At 70.9% G+C, this 18,246-nt stretch carries 14 protein-coding genes; 7 read left to right on the top strand and 7 right to left on the bottom strand.

The window, feature by feature from the left end:
* Positions 1-330 precede the first annotated feature (330 nt).
* Complete coding sequence (locus POL25_RS06010) at positions 331-819, top strand: hypothetical protein (RefSeq protein WP_272084901.1); 489 nt, start codon at positions 331-333, stop codon at positions 817-819.
* Between the two features lie 132 nt (positions 820-951).
* Here POL25_RS06010 and POL25_RS06005 read toward each other — a convergent pair whose 3' ends face one another.
* A complete protein-coding gene (locus POL25_RS06005; protein WP_272084900.1) occupies positions 952-3,120 on the bottom strand; it encodes a hypothetical protein in 2,169 nt (722 codons plus the stop codon).
* A gap of 439 nt (positions 3,121-3,559) precedes the next feature.
* Positions 3,560-5,584, bottom strand: a complete 2,025-nt coding sequence (locus POL25_RS06000; RefSeq protein WP_272084899.1) for a serine/threonine protein kinase — start codon at positions 5,582-5,584, stop codon at positions 3,560-3,562.
* Between the two features lie 191 nt (positions 5,585-5,775).
* On the opposite strand from POL25_RS06000, the gene POL25_RS05995 reads away from it, so the two are divergent.
* Together POL25_RS05995 and POL25_RS05990 are read left to right on the top strand one after the other, a co-directional pair.
* The gene (locus tag POL25_RS05995; RefSeq protein WP_272084897.1) at positions 5,776-6,765 is read left to right on the top strand and encodes a PAAR domain-containing protein; all 990 of its coding nucleotides are present in this window, start codon (positions 5,776-5,778) and stop codon (positions 6,763-6,765) included.
* Between the two features lie 3 nt (positions 6,766-6,768).
* Positions 6,769-7,887, top strand: coding sequence for a DUF4123 domain-containing protein (locus POL25_RS05990; RefSeq protein WP_272084895.1), 1,119 nt, complete (start codon positions 6,769-6,771; stop codon positions 7,885-7,887).
* Positions 7,888-7,938: 51 nt separating this feature from the next.
* Here POL25_RS05990 and POL25_RS05985 read toward each other — a convergent pair whose 3' ends face one another.
* On the bottom strand, positions 7,939-8,343 hold the full coding sequence (locus POL25_RS05985; protein WP_272084893.1) for a VOC family protein: 405 nt from the start codon (positions 8,341-8,343) through the stop codon (positions 7,939-7,941).
* A gap of 309 nt (positions 8,344-8,652) precedes the next feature.
* Between POL25_RS05985 and POL25_RS05980 the strand changes: the two genes are divergently transcribed.
* Entirely contained in the window at positions 8,653-10,566 is a 1,914-nt protein-coding gene (locus tag POL25_RS05980; protein WP_272084891.1) for a hypothetical protein, read from the top strand.
* Complete coding sequence (locus tag POL25_RS05975) at positions 10,563-12,233, top strand: SMI1/KNR4 family protein (protein WP_272084889.1); 1,671 nt, start codon at positions 10,563-10,565, stop codon at positions 12,231-12,233. The genes POL25_RS05980 and POL25_RS05975 overlap by 4 nt, the downstream gene beginning before the upstream one ends.
* Positions 12,234-12,277: 44 nt before the next feature.
* Here the strand turns inward: POL25_RS05975 and POL25_RS05970 are convergent, their stop codons facing one another.
* The 4 genes from POL25_RS05970 to POL25_RS05955 all read right to left on the bottom strand — a co-directional run bounded on the left by POL25_RS05970 (position 12,278) and on the right by POL25_RS05955 (position 15,701).
* Positions 12,278-13,807, bottom strand: a complete 1,530-nt coding sequence (locus tag POL25_RS05970; protein ID WP_272084887.1) for a substrate-binding domain-containing protein — start codon at positions 13,805-13,807, stop codon at positions 12,278-12,280.
* A 135-nt stretch (positions 13,808-13,942) separates the two neighbouring features.
* Positions 13,943-15,007 (bottom strand): prohibitin family protein, encoded by a 1,065-nt coding sequence (locus POL25_RS05965; protein ID WP_272084886.1) that lies wholly within the window; start codon positions 15,005-15,007, stop codon positions 13,943-13,945.
* A 6-nt stretch (positions 15,008-15,013) separates the two neighbouring features.
* Positions 15,014-15,202, bottom strand: coding sequence for a hypothetical protein (locus tag POL25_RS05960; RefSeq protein WP_272084884.1), 189 nt, complete (start codon positions 15,200-15,202; stop codon positions 15,014-15,016).
* 16 nt (positions 15,203-15,218) lie between these two features.
* Positions 15,219-15,701: a YcjF family protein gene (locus tag POL25_RS05955; RefSeq protein WP_272084882.1), complete on the bottom strand. Its 483-nt coding sequence runs from the start codon at positions 15,699-15,701 to the stop codon at positions 15,219-15,221.
* Between the two features lie 627 nt (positions 15,702-16,328).
* Here POL25_RS05955 and POL25_RS05950 point away from each other — a divergent pair.
* Together POL25_RS05950 and POL25_RS05945 are read left to right on the top strand one after the other, a co-directional pair.
* Complete coding sequence (locus POL25_RS05950; RefSeq protein WP_272084880.1) at positions 16,329-16,547, top strand: MbtH family protein; 219 nt, start codon at positions 16,329-16,331, stop codon at positions 16,545-16,547.
* Between the two features lie 36 nt (positions 16,548-16,583).
* A complete protein-coding gene (locus POL25_RS05945) occupies positions 16,584-18,212 on the top strand; it encodes a cyclic peptide export ABC transporter (protein ID WP_272084879.1) in 1,629 nt (542 codons plus the stop codon).
* Positions 18,213-18,246 lie beyond the last annotated feature (34 nt).

The raw sequence follows: 18,246 nt of genomic DNA, 5'->3' as shown, positions 1-18,246 counted from the left end.
GGCCCAGGGCGGCGCAAGGCGGCCGCTGCGTCCGCGCGGGCCTGGCTCGGCCCGGCGGACAGACGCCCGACGCTCGAGTGCGCTCACGCCCCGACGATGACACGAGAGCGGAAGACCTCGGCCTGCGCCAGCCGCGTCTCGTCGCTCTCGGTCCTCGAAGCGAGCGCCAGCACGCACAGGCACATGAGCCTGCACGGCACGGGCTGCGCCTGGGACGCATCGCGCGCCCGCGGGGCGAGCCAGGGCGAACTCTCGTGCGTCCGGCGTGCGCCGCCCCGGTCGCGCGGGCGCAGCGGAAGTGATAAAAATGGAAGCTGTAGTTCGGCCGCCATGCTCAAGTTCGTCAAGCAACAGATGACCCAGCTCGCGGAGGCCGGCGCTCGTGACTTCGAGGCGCAGATGGTGAAGCGCCTCGGCGAGCAGCTCCCCTCCGTCGCGGGGATGAGCGGCGCGGAGCTCCTCGGCAAGGTCAAGGCGGGCATCGAGCGGGCGGCCGCGCATCACATCACCTCCGAGAAAGACGTCAGCCGCTTCCTCGCGCTGGCCGCCGTGCTCGGCGAGCAGTTCGACGTCGACCCGAAGCTCACGTGGGCCGCCGAGCTGCTCGCCAAGGCGAACCCCAAGTCCGCCACCGAGGTGATGGATCGGCTCTGCGAGGAGGCCGCGGCGCAGGACACCGGGGACGGCGAGAAGTCGCCGGCGCAGCCGAAGCCCACCCCCGCGGCCGACGAGGAGTTCAGCAACCGGGCAAAGGTCGGCGACCCGATCGGCCGGTGCCCGCGGGCGATCGCGCGTCGGCTCTACATGTTCTCGTCGTGAGCGCGGCGCCGGGCCGCCGGTTCTTGTCAGCGACCCCGCGACTCGTCAGACATGTCCTTCGAGACATGTTCTCAGAAGCGCGCGACGCCGGTGCGTCGGACATGTCCTTTGCGACATGTCTGTTCGCGCGAATCAATTCCCGGTCAGCGACCAGTGCGGCTCGTCGGATTTGGTCTTCGCGCCGTGGTAGGTCCAGTGGTAGACGCCGTAGGTCGCGCCCACCTCGAGCAGGTCTCGCTTCGAGCCGATCGCCACGGTCTTGCCGGTGGCGTCGACGACGCTCTTGCCGACGCCCCACGCCGGCGTGAAGCTGACGTCGATCGCCTGGCCCTTGTTGTGATTCGACCGGTAGGCCATGCCGATCGCGCCGGCGGCTCCGTACCTCGTGTCCATCTCTCGCGCCCCCTGCCGGGCGGCGGTGAGGTTCGGCTTGCCCGCGCTGTCGAGGTGCGCCCAGTCGATGTTGACCGGCGCGTCGCCGTCCTGCGGGACGAATGCGGGCACCTTGTCGGGCGCGAGCCGGCCCGCGGTGATCTCGCGGGCGTAGTACATCAAATAGGAGCGCTGCGGCGGGCGCAGCGTGGTGTTGATGTTCCTCGCCACGCCCGCGGTGGCGAGGGCGTTGAAGAAGTTCGTGACGCTCGTGCGGAACGGGTCCTTGAGGTCCGAGATGGCCTGGCTGGGCATGAAGCGGCTGACCCACACCGCGCCGCTCTTCTCCCGCGCGCCGCCGGTGTCGGCGCTGGCGGCGGTGGCGCTGGGCTGGGAGTAGAAGTTCTCGATGAGGCCCGTCGGATGGATGTGGTAGGCCACCGGGCTGCTCGGGAACCCCTGCACCTTGGCGGCCACCTGCGGCCACCACCGCAGCCCCTTGATCCGCAGCTTCTCGGCCTGCCACTCCGGCTTGCCGTCGAGGACCAGCGGGTCGAGGGCGTCCCACTTGGCGTCCTCGCCGCCCCACTCGCTCTCGTAGCGGCTGAGGATCCGGCTCAACGCCTGCGCCAGCAGCGGCTGCCGCATCGCCGCGCGCAGCTCGTGGGGCTCGAAGATCCAGTTCTTGTTGGTGTCGATCAGCTCGTAGAGCTTCTGCAGCAGCGCGCTCTTGTCGACCTTGTCGGCGCGCATCTTGAAGTCGCTCAGCTCCTCGTCGTTGGCCATGCCCATGCGGTAGAGCATCGTCGACCACTGATCGACCGGCTCGATCTCCCCCTCCTCGACGAACTCGAAGCCCGGCCAGGCCCACGGCGATTGCCACGACACCTTGTCGTGGCCCTTTTCACAGGCCCAGCCGACGGCCGTGGTGTTGCCGCTCGAGTCGGGGTCGCGCCGCGCCGACACGCGCCACCAGAGGTTGCCATCGGGGTCGGTGGCCCGCCCGCTCGCCGGCGTGCGCTCGAGCTCCGTCTTCGAGATCACGCGGGTGAGGGTGACCGGCGGATCGGCGGCGTTGGCCACCCGCAGCGGATACTCGCTCCACGTCTTCAACGGCACGCACGCCGTCGCCCGGGCGTCGAGCGCCGAGCGCTCCACCCACACCGGCTGGCCCGTCGGCACCAGCACCTCGCGTCGCGTATAGCCGAGGCGTCCCGAGGCGGCCTCGTCCTGCGTGCGCTGACCGTCCTGCGCGCCCACGAACCAGCCGGTGAAGACGGCGCCGCTGGCGTAGGTCTTGGTCGCGGTGTCGTATTCGCCGAGCGGGCGGCGCTCCAGCACTTGCAGCGTCGCGCGCTTGACCTGCACCCACGCGCCGGCGGCCTTGCTGGCGACGGGCGCCACCGGGTCGTCGGCCCCGATCTCGCCGTTCGACGACGCGGGCTGGACCAGCTTCGCGCCCTTCTCGACCACGAACAGGGTCCCGCTGCCGGCCGGCAGCGTCTTGGCGTATTGCCGGCACTTCTCGATGAAGCCCGGGACGTCGTCGCCGCTGAACACCTCGAGGTGGAGCAGCGGACGGCGCCCGCGGACCGGGGTCTGCAGCGCGTCGACGTGCTGTTGATATTCGCCGATGTATCCGACGAACTCGCCGGCCGCCATCGCGACCGGCTTGGCCGGGGCGACGACCTCGTCGAACACCTCGGGCTGGGCGGCGCCTTGATCGAGCTCGCCGATGAACACCCAGCCGGTGGCGGCCGTGGGATCGAGGGCGCCGTTCTGCTGCACCGGGGCGATCTGGCCGGACACCACGCGGCCGATCCGCGCCCACTTGCCGTCCGACGAGCGCTCGCCGAGCTCGATCCGTGCGCCGCGTGGGAGCAGGCCGAGCTTGGCGCTGCGTCCGCTCGCCTCCTTGCGGATGTTCAACCCGATGACCTTTGGGGTGCTCAAAGTGGTCCCTCGCCCCGGTGGCTGCGCGAGCGCGGAGACATCACCGAGTCCATCGCGGCGGACTGTAACACGGTCGCCTCCGGCACGGACGGCGCGACGAGCCCGCGCGCCCCGGACGATCGGCGTGAATCACCGAACTGGCGTGCGCATGCGGATGCCGCGTGGACCCCCTCGGATCGCCCGTGAGGCCCTCGCCCGGGCGCGGTTCGAGGACTCCTACGATTCCCGACGCGTGACGCCCGGTCCACCCGGAGGCGCGGGCGACGACGCACCGGATACGCACTGGACATAGCCGGTCCATGGGCCGGCCTTCTTGCGCGGCTGTCACGACGGCGACGAGCGCTGGCGAGCATGCGCAGAGGTCCGCGCAGCGACGCGCGAAGCCACTCGTGCGACTCACGCGCGGGCGCTCGCCTCAGGTCGCGACGATCACCCCGACCAGGATGACCACGGCGAGCGCGACATTGACGACGAGCAGCTTCTTCTGCAGCGACCATCCTGCGGCCGCGGCCAGCCGCGGTGACTTCGGCGGGACGGGCCCCGGCGCGAGGATCCTGGTCTGCTCGTGCGACGGCAGCTCCGGCGCGACCTCCGAGGATCCGCGCGACGTTGCGGCGTCGTCTTCAGACGCGCCTGGCGGTCGCCAGATCACCGTGCGATCCGGCTCGCTCGCTCGCACCGGGAGCTCGGGCGCCGGCAGGATCATCGTCGAGTCGGAGGCGGGCCGCGCCCCGACGAATGTCGCCATCGCGGGCGACGGGGTCGATCGATTCGCGGGCTGTCGAGTGACGCCATTCGCGGCGGCCGAGGCCGGCGCCGGCAGCCGCGAGAGCGAAGGATTCAAGGGCGAGCGCGCGACGACCGTCGCGTCGACCGGCGGCTCCGGACGCGCGATGGCCCGCTGGGACCCGGTGCCGGGGCGGGTGGAGGCTGCAGGCGAGCCGTTGACCGCGCGCCGCGAAGTCGCCCCCGACCTCGCGCTCGCCGGCGGAACAGACGCCTGCGCGCCCGTCTTGCGCGCGCGCGCAGCCTGAGCTGCCTGCGCGATCGCTTCGAGCGACACCACTTCGGTCCTGTCGCTCACCGGGATGGGGACCTGCGCGCCCGTCTCGTGCGTGCGCGCAGCCGGTGACGCGGGCGTGAGCGAATCGAGCGCGAGCACCTGAGTCCCATCGCTCGCCGCGGAGACGGGGACCTGCGCGCCTGTCCTTTGCGTGCGCGCAGTCGGTGACGCAGGCGCGAGCGAATCGAGCGCGAGCACCTGAGTCCCGTCGCTCGCGGGGACGGGGACCTGCGCGCCCGTCCGGCTCGTGCGCGCGGCCGGTGCCTGCGCGATCGAATCGAGCGCGAGCACCTGGGTCCCGTCCTCCAGCGGCGGCAGCAGGGGCGGCGGCGCGGCGGGCGAAGGCTTCGCCGAGCGAGGCGGGAGCGCCGAGGGGACCACGGACTGCGGGGCCGTGCGGCGCGATTGCGGAGGCGGGAGCGCCGAGGGGACCACGGACTGCGGGGCCGTGCGGCGCGACTGCGGAGGCGCCGTGTCGCGCCGTACGTCGCGCTGCGAAGACGCCGTCGCGCCGCCGTGCAACGGGGGCTCCGCGCCGGCGGGCGACGGCTCGGCGCGCGGGGCTGGTTTCGGCTCGCGCGAAGCCGGCGGCGGCGCGGGCTGGACCGCGACGAACTCGATCTCGAGCAGGGCGCACATCGCCACGCGCAGCGCCGCCAGATCGGCGTAGCGCTGCCCTGGATCGGCGCCCAGAGCCTTGTGGACGAGGTCGCGGACGCCCTGGCTCAGGTCGGCGATCGCGTCCACCCGCGGTGGTTCGTCGCCGACGCGCTGGCCCGTGATCAATTCACAGAGCATCACCCCGATCGCCCGGACATCGCTCCGCGGATCGCCGCTGTCGCCTTGCTGCTCCGGTGCGCGGTACGGCGAGTCCTCGACGCCCGTCACCTCGACGACCCCGTAGTCGAGCACCCGCACCTCGTCGCGCCCGGTCACGACGCAGCGCGACGGCGTCAGCGCGCGGTGGGCCACGCCCGTGGCCGCGTGCGCGCGCTCGACGATCGCCGCGATCCGCTCGCACAGGGTCAGCGCGCGCTGCCAGGGCGTGGGGCCGCGCTCGACCAGCCGCGCCAGGCTGGACGCCGCTTGTACGTCCGTCGCGCAATACGGCGGGGCGGGGGCGGCCTCCGTCAAGCCCCGGGGCAGCACCAGGCCCGGGATCTTGGCCGCGGCCGCCGCGCGGACCGCTCGAGCGAACGCGCTCCACGACTCGGCCCGGACGCAGGTCGGGTCGAACAGCAGCAGCTCCACCTCGCGGCCGACCTGATGATCGACGGCCAGGAACACCTGCGTCGATCCGCCCTCGCGCAGCGGCGCCATCAGCTCGAAGCGTTCGCGGACGCGGTCACCGACGCGCGGAGAGAACGAACCGGACACGGGCGTCCGACCATCATGCCCGCGATGACCCGCGTCTGTCCATTGCGCCGACGAAAGCGCGCGCGCGCCCGCGTCGCGCACGCATCCGCGGACCGCGGCGCGCATGATGCGTCCCATGGCCACATCGCCGTTCGTGTGTCGCCCTCCGCGTCTTCTGTTAGGCTGCCACGAACCCGCAGAAGGCCGTTGTCATGCCCGAAGCCGCCCGGATCAGCGACTATCACAGCTGCCCCAAAGACGGGCCCGTGCCGCACGTCGGCGGGCCGATCTATTCGGGCAGCGCCGACGTGATCGTCGGCTTCCTCCCGGCGGCGCGGAAGGACGATCGCGTCGTGTGCTTCCCGGTCGGTCCGACCGACAAGATCAAGCAGGGCTCGGCGACCGTGCTGATCAATCACCGCCAGGCCGCGCGCCGCACCGATCCCGCCGTGCACGCCTCGGGCGACATGATCACGGCCGGCTGCCCGACCGTGATCATCGGCGACACCCCGCAGAGCTTCGCGCTCCGGGTCGCCGCGCGCCGCGGGACGCCCTTCTGTGAGGAGTGCGAGCGCCAGCGCGTCGCGGTCGACACCTTCGACGACTCCGCCGAGCCGATCGCGTCCGACCCGGGCAGCGCGACCCTCGACGACGACGAGCCGCCGCCCGGCGCCCGCAGCGGCCGCGACGCCTTCGCCGACCTCGACGTCTCGAAGCACGAGCTCGCCGCCCAGGACGACGCGGACGACGGCCTCGCGGAGCTGCGCGTGCAGACCCGCTACGCCGTCGCCTATCAGTTCTACGCCGCGCACGGGCCCAGCAAGATGAAGCCGAGCCAGATCCTCTCGCACATCAAGGGCATCGACCTGAGCCGGCCCGTCTCGGTGCGCTCGTTCAGCGAGCAGACCCTGTTTCAGCGCAGCATCCCGGGCGCCGGCACCGGCCAGTACTTCACGCTCGACCCGTCGATCACGCCGGAGGAGGTCGGCTGCTCGTCTTCCGCCTACGCGCTCGTCGACGGCAAGCCGAGCCCGCCGCCCGTGGTCCGCGAGCCGCGCGAGGTCACCTTCGGCGATCCCGCTCTCGGCCTCCAGAGCACCGCCGCCCCCATCGTCGACGATTGGTCGCTCGCGGATCCCGTGCACTGCAAGGGCGGCGCCACGCAGGTCATGATCCCCAAGCGCTTTCACCCGTGGGGCTGACGCGTGTCCGAGCTGATGCGGATCACGTCGCGCGACGCCTTCGCGGAGGTGCTCGCCGAGGCCCGCGCCCACACCCGCGCGCTCGACCCCTCGCGCTGGCCCGCGCTGCGAACGATCGCCGTCCAGCTCGAGTTCATGGCCCGGACCACCGCCCGCGGCCGGATCCCTCACCCTGACGATCGCGCGCGCACCAACCTCGGTCCGCTCGGCCTCCGCGAGTTCGGCGAGCTCGACCCCGAATACGCCGACGCGCTCGGCGAGCTCGACTACACGTTCGCGCGCTATCACCTGCTGCCGCTCGGGCCGGCGACGAGGCGTCGAGCGATCTTGCAAGTATGGTCGGGCCGCGAGAGCTACCACAAGCTGATCCTCGAGCCGGGTGAGCCGCGCACCGTGGGCACTGCGCGGTCCGATTTCGTGGTCCACGCCGATGCCGGCGGCTCGCCGCACTTCCAGATCGTGTGGGACGGCGTGTGCGCCCACGTGCAGGCCCTCGACCCGCACCGGATCGCCGTCGACGGCGAGCCGTGCTTCGTCGGCGAGCTGGCCAGCCGCGGGTGGATGACGGCCGGCCGCACGAGCTTCCGCTTCCTCGTCGAGGACTACACGCCGCCGCCCGGGCCGGTCACGCCGAGCGAGGCGGGGCTCGCCGCTCTCGCCACGCTCCGGGCCCCGTGCGACGCGGGCACGCTCTACGCGGTCGTCGACGCCGCGCGCTCCGAGCGGGCGCTCCAGCTCATCGAGGAGAGCGTCGATCCCTACGCCTCGCTGTTCGACGGCGAGAGGGGCCGCGCGTTCGACGACGTGGCGCCGTACGTGGTCCAGCTGCGGGCCGACTCCCTGCTGCTCGAGCGCCTGGTCCATGAGGGCTGGGGCGACGCGTGGGGCGTGTTCCTCGTCAGCAAGAAGCCGCTCGAGGCGGTGCGGCGGCACCTGCGACAGTTCTTGATGGTCGAGGTCGAGGGCGAGGCGGACCGCGTGTATTTCCGCTTCTACGACCCTCGCGTCTTGAAGTCGCTAGAGCCGGTGTTCTCCCGCGAACAGCGGGCCGCGCTGCTGCGTGGGCTCGACGCCGTCTACTACGAGTCGTCGGACGCGCTGGCGGTGCTCGCCGCCGAGTGACGCGGCATGTCCGAAAGGACATGTCACTCGCGTGCGCCACGAGGTGGCAGCTCAGCGGCGCGGGTCCGGGCCGAGCATGTCCCAGCGGTTGCCGGCGATGTCGCGGAACACGGCGACGCGCCCGTACGGCTCGGTGCGCGGGGCAGACACGAACTCGACGCCGGCCGCGAGCATGCGCGCGTGTGCGGCCTCGAAGTCGTCGACGCGCAGGAACAGGCCGACGCGGCCGGCGAACTGCTCGCCGACAGCCGCGGCCTGACGCGGCCCGTCGGCGCGCGCGAGCAAGATCGCCGTCTGCGCCCCGGGCGGCCGCACGACCACCCAACGCTTCGAGCGCCCGTCGTTGGTGTGCGCCGGCGAGTCCTCGACCAATGTGAAGCCGAGCGCGCCGACGAAGAATTCGATCGCGGGGTCGTAGTCGTCGACGATCAGGGCCACGAGCTCGAGGGAGGACATGCCGCGCAGAGTATGCCGGATGTTCGGCTGCGTGATGGCGTCGGAGCTCGCCACGAGCAGCGCTTCGAGGTCGCGCTCAGCGTCGATGACCGCGACGGCCGACCTGGATTCGAGGGCATCCAGTAGAGCGTGACGAGCGGCGAGTCGCCGCTGGTCATGCGTCTCCCTGAACACACGTGAGGTGCCCGGTCGCCCGTGTTCTCGGTAGGGCAGGGCATGAGGCGGGGCCGTAGGTCCGGGGCTCGACAAATTTCGTGAGACGGTCGAGCTCCTCGCTGCGTCCTGCCGTGAGAGGGCCTGTCGAGCGCCGTGTCTCTCCCCGCGACCCGCGAAACGGCGAAGAACCTCACCGGCACCTTCTACGAGGTTATCCTCTGCGAAGACGACCAGACCTCGCATTGCTCGCACCCGGTCACCAACCTCCAGCGAACCGAGTCCACGTCCATGAGTGCCACGCCGAAGAAGAAGTCCGCGAAGTCTGCCGCGAAGAAGGTCCCCGCGACTGCGAAGGCAAAGTCCGCGAAGAAGGTCCCCGCGACTGCGAAGGTAAAGTCCACGAAGTCTGCCGCGAAGAAGGTCCCCGCGACCGCGAAGGCAAAGTCCGCCGCGCCCGCGAAGCCGAAGCCCGCGCGGCCGGGAAAAGCGTCCGCCGCGGCTCAGACGCTCACGGTCGAGGCGCTGCTGGACCGGAGCCGCAAGGCCGCGGGCAGCGTCGAACGTCTGCGCGAGTCGGCTGCGATCGAGGAGGCGGCGCGCCGCTGCGTCGCCGCCGGACGGCCCGAGCTGGCGGCCTCGCTCGCCCAGGGGCTCCGCGCCGACCTGCGGGCACCCACCCTCGCTATCGCCGCGGCGGCCGGAGCCGGCTCCGTGGACGCGGCGCTCGACGCGTTCGTGAAGAGCGCGGCCAAGGACCCCAGGGGCCGCCCGTTGTGGGCCGCCAACGCCGTCGAGGCGCTCGCTCTTGTCGGTGCCGGCGGGCGGGGGGCCGCGCTGGAGCAGCTCGTCGACGCGGTGATCGACGAGGCGTTCGCGGGCGAGCCGGAGTGGGGCGAGTCCGACCGCTTCACCGCGCTCGTGCCGCTGTTGCGCGCGCAGGTCGCGAACGGCGCCGCGAAGTCGGTGCGTCGCACGCTCGATCGCTGGCTGCGCGAGGACCCGGAGTCGCTCGGCGAGGTCCTGCAGTACGCAGACTCGCTGCTGTGGATCGCCGTCGACGATCCGAAGACCACGCTCGCGCTGATCAACGCCATCGAAGCCGGTTACCGCCACATCGCGCTGAAGCGAGGCGACGGAGTGCGGGCGTGCGCGACCTGGGCACGCGAGCACCTCGACACGCTCGTCGCGCTCGAGTCGGACGCGGCCATCCCGCTGGGCAGGCACCTCCTGGCGGCGGGTCGCGACGCCGAAGCGCGGCACGTGCTGGCGCCCCGCGCCGAAGAGGAGCCGCTGGCCTCGGAGCTCGTCGAGCGCCACCTCCTGCTCGGCGAGATCGAGGCGGCGAAGCGGCTCGCGCGCGACCCGGAGCTCTGGCCCGAGTCCGACAAGTTCACCCTGTACAGGATCCGCCTGGGCGTCGAGACGGTGGCTCAGGCGCGCGAGCGGCTGCGCCAGCTGAATCCGCGGACCGGTGGCAGCGTGATGGCGCAGGTGGGAGCCTTGAGCGACCTCGCGGGGCTGGCACTCGAGCGGGGAGAACACGCCGAGCTCGACCCGATCCTGGCGGCCATCGAGGGTCTTCTCGCTTCCAAGAAGCGGACGCAATACGACGTCGGGATCGAGGCGAGCATGCGCAGCCAGCTCGCGGACCTGCGGCTCCGCATCGTGGCCGCGCAGGGCGATCGGTCCGCGGTGGCGGCGGCGCTCGAGGCCGACCTCGCCGATCTGCCGCGCATTCAGGCCTACGCGAAGGACACCTACGGCAAGAACGCAGTCACGAGCTCGCTGGTGCACCGCGCGATGCGCCACGGGCAGCCGGAGCTCGCGCTCAAGGCCGCCAGGAAGGTCACCCCCGCGGACCGCCACACCGTCGCGCGGCAGGTCGCCGCCGCCTTCCTCCCCGCCGATCCGGGCGGCGCGCTCGCGGCCCTGGACGCGCTCGCCGGCGACAAGGCCGACTCGATGTTGCTCGCCCGTCCGCCCGACGGGACCGGGGCCGGCGTGCAACTGCTCCCGTCGATCTGGTCCGCCGTGCTCTCGCAAGCGACAGGGCAGGGCGCCGCATGACGTTGCGGGCCCGCTTCCATGCGCTGATCGACGAGCTCGCCGCGCACCCCGACATCACGACCGACAAGCAGACGCTGGGGGCACCGACGTCGGGGGCCGAGCTCGACGGGGCCGAGGCCGAGCTCGGCCGGCGCCTGCCTGCCGCGCTGCGGGCGTTCTACGCCGAGCTCGACGGGGTCGAGATTCGCTGGTCGCATCGCCAGGAGCGGTGGCGTGATTTCGGCGCGCGCGGGGCGATCCGGATGCTCCCCGTCGGTGCGCTCGCGCGGGTCGCCGAGCGCATCGGCGGCGGTCGCTGGATCCCGATCGATTTTCCGTACGACACCAGCTACCTCGGGCTCGCGCGCCGCTCTGGCGGCTTCTCGCTGGTCGAGGAGGACTCCGGCGAGGCGCGAGCGCTGACGAATTCGTTCAGCGTCTACCTCGACGCGCTGCTCGAGGCGCGCGGCTGGGCCTATTGGCAGCACATGTTCCTCTACCAGCCGCGCGGCCGTCATCTCCGCGTGGAGGACTCGCAGGGGCGAATGCAGGCGGTGTTGCCGGTGCTGTTCCCGGGCTTCGAAGTCCGCCGGGTGGGCAACGCCGCGAAGTGTCGCGCGGTCGACATCACCAGCCTGCTCGCGGGCGAACGGCTGCTCGTGTATCGCCTCCGCGACCTGCCGCCGGCGTTCACCGAGCCGGTGCCCGCAGCTGGCCCGCTGGCGGACAAGCTGTTCTTCCTGGTGGCCGCGAGCTCCTCGATCCCCGACGAGCTGTTCGCGGCCATCCCCGAGCCCGTGTGCGACGCCAGCGACGACGGGCGCCGGATCGCCGAGGAGATGGGCAGGATCGCCGGGCACGCCTTTTGCCTCACCGACCTGATCGCGCCCGAGCAGCAGGCGATCGGCGGTCGCCGCACGATCCAGGTGACGACTGGCTTTCACACGGGCAGCGCCGACGCGGTCGAGGCGTGGTTGCGGCGGCGCGGGTGTCAGTTGCTCCCGATCGACCGCTGGTTCGCGCAACTGTCGTTCTTCACTGTGCGTGCGGCCGACGGCGCGGCGCTCGACACGGTCCAGATGCGGAGCCGCGTGGTCAACTCCGGTTTGCGTCGCCCGCTGGCGGCCGTGGGGCGCGGGATCTTCGTGGTCGATCGCAGCGACGACGAGTGGCAGCAATTCGTGCTCTACCACCATCCGGACGGCCTCAAGTACGGCAGCGAAGCCCCCGGGCCCGGCGAACATTGCCTCGAAGTCGCGCTCGCGGACCTGGCCCCGGGGCAACTCACGGCGCTCGAACTCGGGCCGGCGCGCGGCGGGTCGGCCACGCAGGCGACCGCGCCGGCGGACGAGTGGATCGCCGTCGGCCGGCCGTCGGAGCTGCCGGCGGCGATCGCCGGGCAGCTGCCCGCCGGCTCGCCGTTCGCTTCGCGGCTGTTCTGGCTCGCGCCGGCTCAATCACCGCTGATTCAGGCGCTGCGCGCCGCGCTGGTCGAACCGCCGCTGGCGGGCATCAGCGCGGCCTTCCGCGTCTGCGACATGCTCGAGCAGTCCGCCGAGCCCTGGCGGCTCGCGCGAGGGCTCGCCTCGATCGCCGCCGGCTTTCACACCGCCGAAGGCGCGGACGTCGAGGCGTGGCTGCGCACGAGGGGTTGCCGCACGCTCCCCCTCGCCGAGCTGCTCACGTGATTGGCCAGTGCCAAATTCCTGGCTGCCCGGTGGAGCCCCCGGGCTCAACTCCGGCCGGTCGCGTCGCGCCACAGCTCGAGCAGCTTGCGCAGCGCCGACCCGTCGGGCCGCGGCGGCTCCGAGAGCTCCGGGTCGAGCTCGATGCCGAAGCGACGCAGATCGAGGAAGGGGTTCTTCTCGAGGTCGAATGCGCTGAGCGGGCGGTCGAGCCGTCCCGGGCGCAGGCCATACGAGACCGCGCTGCGCTGCACCGCTTCGCTCTCGAGGTATTGCAACCAGTGCTGCGCGGCCTCGAGTTCACGGGCGCGCATTTCGTCGTCGGGCCACATCAGCACCGCGGGGTGCTCGGCGACGTAGGTCGTCGGCGGGTAGTATACCCGGACCTCGCCGAGATGTTCGGATTGGAGCCGCCCGAGGATCGGGAAGACGAGGCTCTCGTAGGTGATGACGCCGTCGTAGCTCTTCGGCCCGAGGTCGAAGACGTGATCGGTCAGCAGGATCGCGGAGGCGAACCAATCGTCGCGCCCGGCGTTGCAGCGCCGCAGCCACCGCTGCAAGACCTCGCCCTCGCGCTCGAGCGCGGGCGCGAGGTCCCCGGCGCCGCCGGCGAGGAGGTGCTGCCGGGCCATCAGCGAGAGCGTCGCAATGCCGCCGGCGGACGACGTCGGCGCGGGGAACCCCAGCTTGACGCGGCCCCAGGAGCGCAGCGCATCGGGCGTCGGAATCGTCGGAGCGGCGGGCTTCGACGGGACCGCAGCGGCGGCGCGCCCCTTCTTCGTCACGACCGGCGGAGCGGGCTGCGCCGGCTTGCGCTGCAGGTACCAGTCGATCCAGGTGCCCGGGAGCATGTCCTCCTGCAGCACGTCTTCGAGCGCGGGCGCGCGAGGGATCGTCGGACAGAGCGCGTCGACCCAGAACCCCACCCCGTCGCGGTCGGCCTCGCGGATCGCCTGCAGCGCCCGGAACTGCTCCTCGTGCAGCAGGGCGACCAGCGGCGAGCGCACGAGGGGGCGCCGCTCGTCGATCCGGAACAGCGATTCGCTCGACTGCTCGCCCCAGCGGATCTCGAGGTAGCGCAGCGACAGCTCCTCGGCCGGCGCCCACAACGTCGGTCGCAGCTCACCGCGGAGAATGGCGCTGGCAGCGTCGAAATCGTCGCGCGCGGTCAGTTGCAGCTGGACGTTCGGGCACTCCTCCATGAAGGCGCTGGCGGCCTGCGTGAGCCAGGGACCCTGGTCGATGCTGTGGATGACCTCGACGAGGGTCGGCTGGCCACGCGGGCCAGGCGGGCCGCACTCGATCGGTGCTTCGCCGAGCTCGTCGCGGACCTCGACGAGCTCGGCGACCGGCGGGACGGCGTCGACCAGGTTGCCGCCGAGCGCCATGAACGCCGCGATGACGCCGACCACGACCCACAAGGCGCCGAGGAACAGCGCGTTACCGAGGATGGAGCTCCATCCCCGGCGGCGCACCGGATCCTTGCGCGAGGCCGGTTTGCGGCGGCCGAGCCTGAACAGCGCGACCACGAGGAAAGACAGCGCGAGGGCGAGGCCGATGCGAATCGCCGTCTCCATCACGCACATCCCGAATCGCGGCGACCCGCGCGTACTGGGGCATCTATGGGCATTGCGAAGGCATCCTCGTACACGGGCTCCAGAGCGTCAAACGAGCAGGCGATCATTCTCCGGGGCCGCATTCACGCCGAGCGCTCAGCGAGCCGCGGACGACGTGGTGGACGCCGAAGTGGCGGCCGTCGAATTGGAAGCCGTCGAGTTGGTGGCCGTCGACTTGGAGGCCGTCGAAGTGGCGGCCGTCGACTTGGAGGCCGCCGATTCGGCGGCCGCCGGCGCGGCGGCCGGCAACGAGTCACCACCGACGTTGAAAAGCAGCGAGGAGCCCGAGCCGGCCCCTCCGCCGAGCACGAGCACCTTGGAGTTGTTCGCCTTGGCCAGCTCCGACGTCGCTTCGAGGTCGCGCCAGCGCAGTACATCGGGGGAGAGCTCGCCGATGATCGTATTGTAGTCGCGGATGCCGCTCGCCTCGGTCCGCTTGCGCTGGGCCTCCGCCTCCTCGCGCTCGAGCCTGTGGCGATACTCGAGCGTGAGCTGCTCCTGGCGGTACCGCTCGGCGATCGCGGCGAGCACGACCTCCGGCAGATCGAGGTCGACCAGCTCGATCTCCTGGATCTGCACGTACGGCTTCTCCTCTTCGCCGTCGCCGAGTTCGTCGCGCGCGAGCGAGGAGATCCGCCGCAATTCAGCCATCAGGTCATTGGCGCTCGAATAGATCTTGTACGCCGGCCGATCGCCGAAGGCCCGCCGGACGTGGGCCTGGATGTCCGGCTCGATGATCCGCGCGAAGTAATCGGGGCCGATGTCGCGGTGCAGATGCCCGAGCATGTCGCTGTCCGGCCGGAACTTCACCGAGATGGCGACCTGCAGGTTGAGCCCCTCGTCGCTGAGGACGTCGAACTTCAGCGTCTTCTGCTGCAGGCGCACCTCGTACACCGTCAGGTGGTCCCACGGCGGGATGACGTGCAGCCCTTCGCCCCACACCCTCTCCGTCACGGTGCCTCCGGCGAAATAGCGGTACATCACCCCCTGGCTCCCGGTCGGGATGGTGATGAACATCCGCGGCCACAGGAAGCCGAGCATCAGCAGCACCACGACCAGCGCGGTGTAAGTGAGGTATTCGAACTGACCGAGCGTCCTCTCGCTCCATTCGCGGAAGGGCGAACGGTCGTCGACCTCCTTCGTCTCCTCGGTGCTCGCCATAGAATTTCAGCCTGCTCGCCGTTTGGCCTTGCGCGCGCCCGAGAGCTGCGCGGCGATGAATCCGCCGATCGGCGTCAGCACGATCGACAGCAGCGCTGTCCACCAGAAGCCGAGGCGCCGCGTCGTGCCGAGCAGCCCGAGCGCCAGCACGGTCACGATCGGCAGCGCGTAGACGAAGAGCAGGGTCAATTCCATCGCCGGCTCCTTCGGACTACGCCGGCTTCTGGGGCGACTCGCTCGACGCGCCGGGCCGATTGCGCAGCTCGGCGACCTTGTCCTTCGCGTCCTCGAACTCGCGCCTGAAGTGCTCGCGCATCCGGTGCGGATCGAAGTCGAGGAAGGTGCCGCCGGACTCGAAGTGCATGACGAACACGCGGCCGATGGCGTGCGTGAAGGCGCCGGACGCGACCGACACGCTGACGATGCCCAGCGCCTGACCGACCACCGGGATCAGCTTGGCGAAGCTCATGCCGAGCGCCGCGCCGACCCCGACGCCGCCCATGCCGACGAGCAGCGAACCGACGAGCTTCTTGGCGAGGTCCTCGCGGAACGTGATGCCGTAGAGCTCGGACAGCTCCTTGAGCTGCTTGACCTGCACCGCGCTGACGGCGAGCACGTCGGCGATGGGGATCGGTACCACCCCCGCGCCGAGCGCCCACAGGACGTTGCGATGGATGATCGCGTCGGCCTTCATCAGCCGAGCCTCCGGGTCAGGGGTCACTTCGTTCGTTTGTGTCGTCTCGCTCACCATGGATAGTACCTCACTGCATTTGGGTTTGAATGTCAAGGTTCGTTGCATCGATTTCTCGGCCGCGTGCGCTGCGCGGCTGTCGCCAAGAGCCCGCTCTGGCCCGTCTGGCACGCATGAACGCGCACGCCGGCACGGTCGTCGGATACGACCATGCGACGATCATTGCGCTGCAAAGCCTCCGGGACGCGCCCGCGGGCAGCGCTTTCCCGGAGCACCGGATGCGACGCTCGTATGCTTGCTCGGCGCTTATGACAAGAGTCAGATCGTCGCCTGCCGACCCCTCGTTCTGCTCACGTTCGTGTGCAAGCATGTGGCCAGGAGCGGCCCGCGGTGCGGGTACGCGAGCCAGTTCGGCGGTTCGCGCAGATTCGCCCGACTCGCCGGCAATGCCTGGAGATGGGATGTGAGTAGCGGACGCCGCGTCTCGCGATCGGTGACGCCGCGTGTTTCACCGGACCAGTTCACTGTCGTGCGCCGCGCGACGCGTAATGAATGTTGACGGCGACCGGCCGACGTGCGAGCGTGCTGTCGCGTTTCACCGCTGGATGCCGACTGAGCAGGAATACTTCGATGCGCGACGACGAGACGGATGACACCCTGCGTTACGAGGTGGTCCTCAACCACGAGGAGCAGTACTCGATCTGGGCCGCCGACCGCGAGCTGCCGGCCGGATGGCGCAAGGCGGGCAAGCGTGGCACCAAGCGAGAGTGCCTCGCCCACATCGATGAAGTGTGGACCGACATGCGGCCGCTGTCCCTGCGGATCGCCATGGCCAAGGCCGCGGGCTGAGCCCGTCCGGCCACCGGCGTACGACGGCATCGAACCATGACTATCGTCGAACTGTTCCTCGACGAGGCAGGGCGGGAGCGACGCGCGGTGCTGGCCGCGGCCAGCCTCGCCGGCGTCGCCAACGTGCTGGTGCTCGCGCTGGTCAATACAGCGAGCGCTTCGTCCGACCCGACCGAGTTTCGCGTGTTTGCGATGTTCGCCCTGGGCGTCATCCTCTACGCCGTGGCGGGGCGCGCCACGTACCACCGCTGTGTGGCCATCGTCGAGTCGGCGCTGCACCGCATGAAGACGCGGATCGTCGACAAGGTCGAGCGCGCCGATCTGGCCAGCATCGAGCGCATCGGCTCCGCCGAGATCTTCGACCGCCTCACCGAGAACGCGGCCGTGATCTCCGGGTGGGCAGGCAACATGGCCCACGTGCTGCAGTCGGCCAGCATCTCCGTGTTCGCCTGCCTCTACCTCGCGTACGTGTCGCCGACCGCGTTCATCTTGCTCGCGGTGCTGACCGCGATCAGCGTGAGCATCTACCGCGCCAGGATCCGCGAGCTCGACGGCTACTTCCAGGAGAAGGCCCAGACGCGCCTGCGCTTCTTCGACTCGCTGACGGATCTGCTGCGCGGCTTCAAAGAGGTGAAGTACAGCCGTCGCCGCGGCAGCGAGCTGCGCGCCGGCATCGTCGCGCACTCCGAGCGGATGCGGCGCGCGACGGTCCAGTCCGGCCGCATCTTCGACGACAACTGGATCTTCGCCAACTGCAGCCTGTTCGCGCTGCTCGGCACCGTGGTGTTCGTGCTGCCCCAGTACGTGCAGACGGACACGGCGATGACCGGCACGCTCGTCGCCGGCACGATGTTCATCTGGGGTCCGCTCAGCGGCATCATCAACGGCGTGTCCGCGTTCACTCGCTCCAACCAGGCGCTGGGCGAGATCGCGGCGCTCGAGGCCAAGCTCGACGCGGCCGGCCTCGAGAGCTCCGAGCCCGGCGAGGACCCCTGGGGCGGGCGCATCTCGTCGATCGAGCTGCGCGGCCTGCAATACGGCCACGCCGGGGGCAGCGAGCAGGGCTTTCACATCGGCCCGATCGACCTCACCGTGAAGGCCGGCGAGGTGCTGTTCATCGTCGGCGGCAACGGCAGCGGCAAGACGACCCTGATCAAGACGCTCACGGGCCTGTACGCGCCGAGCGGCGGGCGACTGTCGGTCGACGGCGTCACTGTCGACCCGCGCAACGCCGCCACCTACCGCGAGCTGTTCACGACGATCTACTCCGACTTCCACCTGTTCTCGCGCCTCTACGGCCTCGCCGACGTCGACGCCGGCGAGGTTCACCGGCTGCTCGGGCAGATGCACCTCCGCAGCCAGACCTCCTTCGCCGAGGGGCGCTTCACCAAGCGCGAGCTGTCGACCGGCCAGCGCAAGCGCCTGGCGATGATCGTCGCGCTGCTCGAAGACCGCCCGATCTACGTCTTCGACGAGTGGGCCGCCGACCAGGACCCCGAGTTCCGCAAATACTTCTACACCGAGCTGCTGCCCACGCTCCGGGCCCGCGGAAAGACCGTGCTCGCGGTCAGCCACGACGACCGCTATTTCTCCTGCGCAGATCGGGTCATCACGATGGAGCAGGGGCAGATCCGCAGCGTCCAGGTCTCCGCGGCCACTCCGTGACCTGCTCGGGATGATCGAGGCCGGGCGCGCGGTG

Source organism: Nannocystis bainbridge (assembly GCF_028368995.1).
GTDB classification, from domain to species: Bacteria; Myxococcota_A; Polyangia; order Nannocystales; family Nannocystaceae; genus Nannocystis; species Nannocystis bainbridge.
This window is presented reverse-complemented; position numbering and strand designations above follow the sequence as displayed.

Coding starts and splice junctions, on each gene's coding strand:
- POL25_RS06010 (WP_272084901.1), top strand. CDS start 331: ATGCTCAAGTTCGTCAAGCAACAGATGACCCAGCTCGCGGAGGCCGGC.
- POL25_RS05995 (WP_272084897.1), top strand. CDS start 5,776: ATGCCCGAAGCCGCCCGGATCAGCGACTATCACAGCTGCCCCAAAGAC.
- POL25_RS05985 (WP_272084893.1), bottom strand. CDS start 8,343: ATGTCCTCCCTCGAGCTCGTGGCCCTGATCGTCGACGACTACGACCCC.
- POL25_RS05975 (WP_272084889.1), top strand. CDS start 10,563: ATGACGTTGCGGGCCCGCTTCCATGCGCTGATCGACGAGCTCGCCGCG.
- POL25_RS05970 (WP_272084887.1), bottom strand. CDS start 13,807: ATGGAGACGGCGATTCGCATCGGCCTCGCCCTCGCGCTGTCTTTCCTC.
- POL25_RS05965 (WP_272084886.1), bottom strand. CDS start 15,007: ATGGCGAGCACCGAGGAGACGAAGGAGGTCGACGACCGTTCGCCCTTC.
- POL25_RS05960 (WP_272084884.1), bottom strand. CDS start 15,202: ATGGAATTGACCCTGCTCTTCGTCTACGCGCTGCCGATCGTGACCGTG.
- POL25_RS05955 (WP_272084882.1), bottom strand. CDS start 15,701: ATGAAGGCCGACGCGATCATCCATCGCAACGTCCTGTGGGCGCTCGGC.
- POL25_RS05950 (WP_272084880.1), top strand. CDS start 16,329: ATGCGCGACGACGAGACGGATGACACCCTGCGTTACGAGGTGGTCCTC.
- POL25_RS05945 (WP_272084879.1), top strand. CDS start 16,584: ATGACTATCGTCGAACTGTTCCTCGACGAGGCAGGGCGGGAGCGACGC.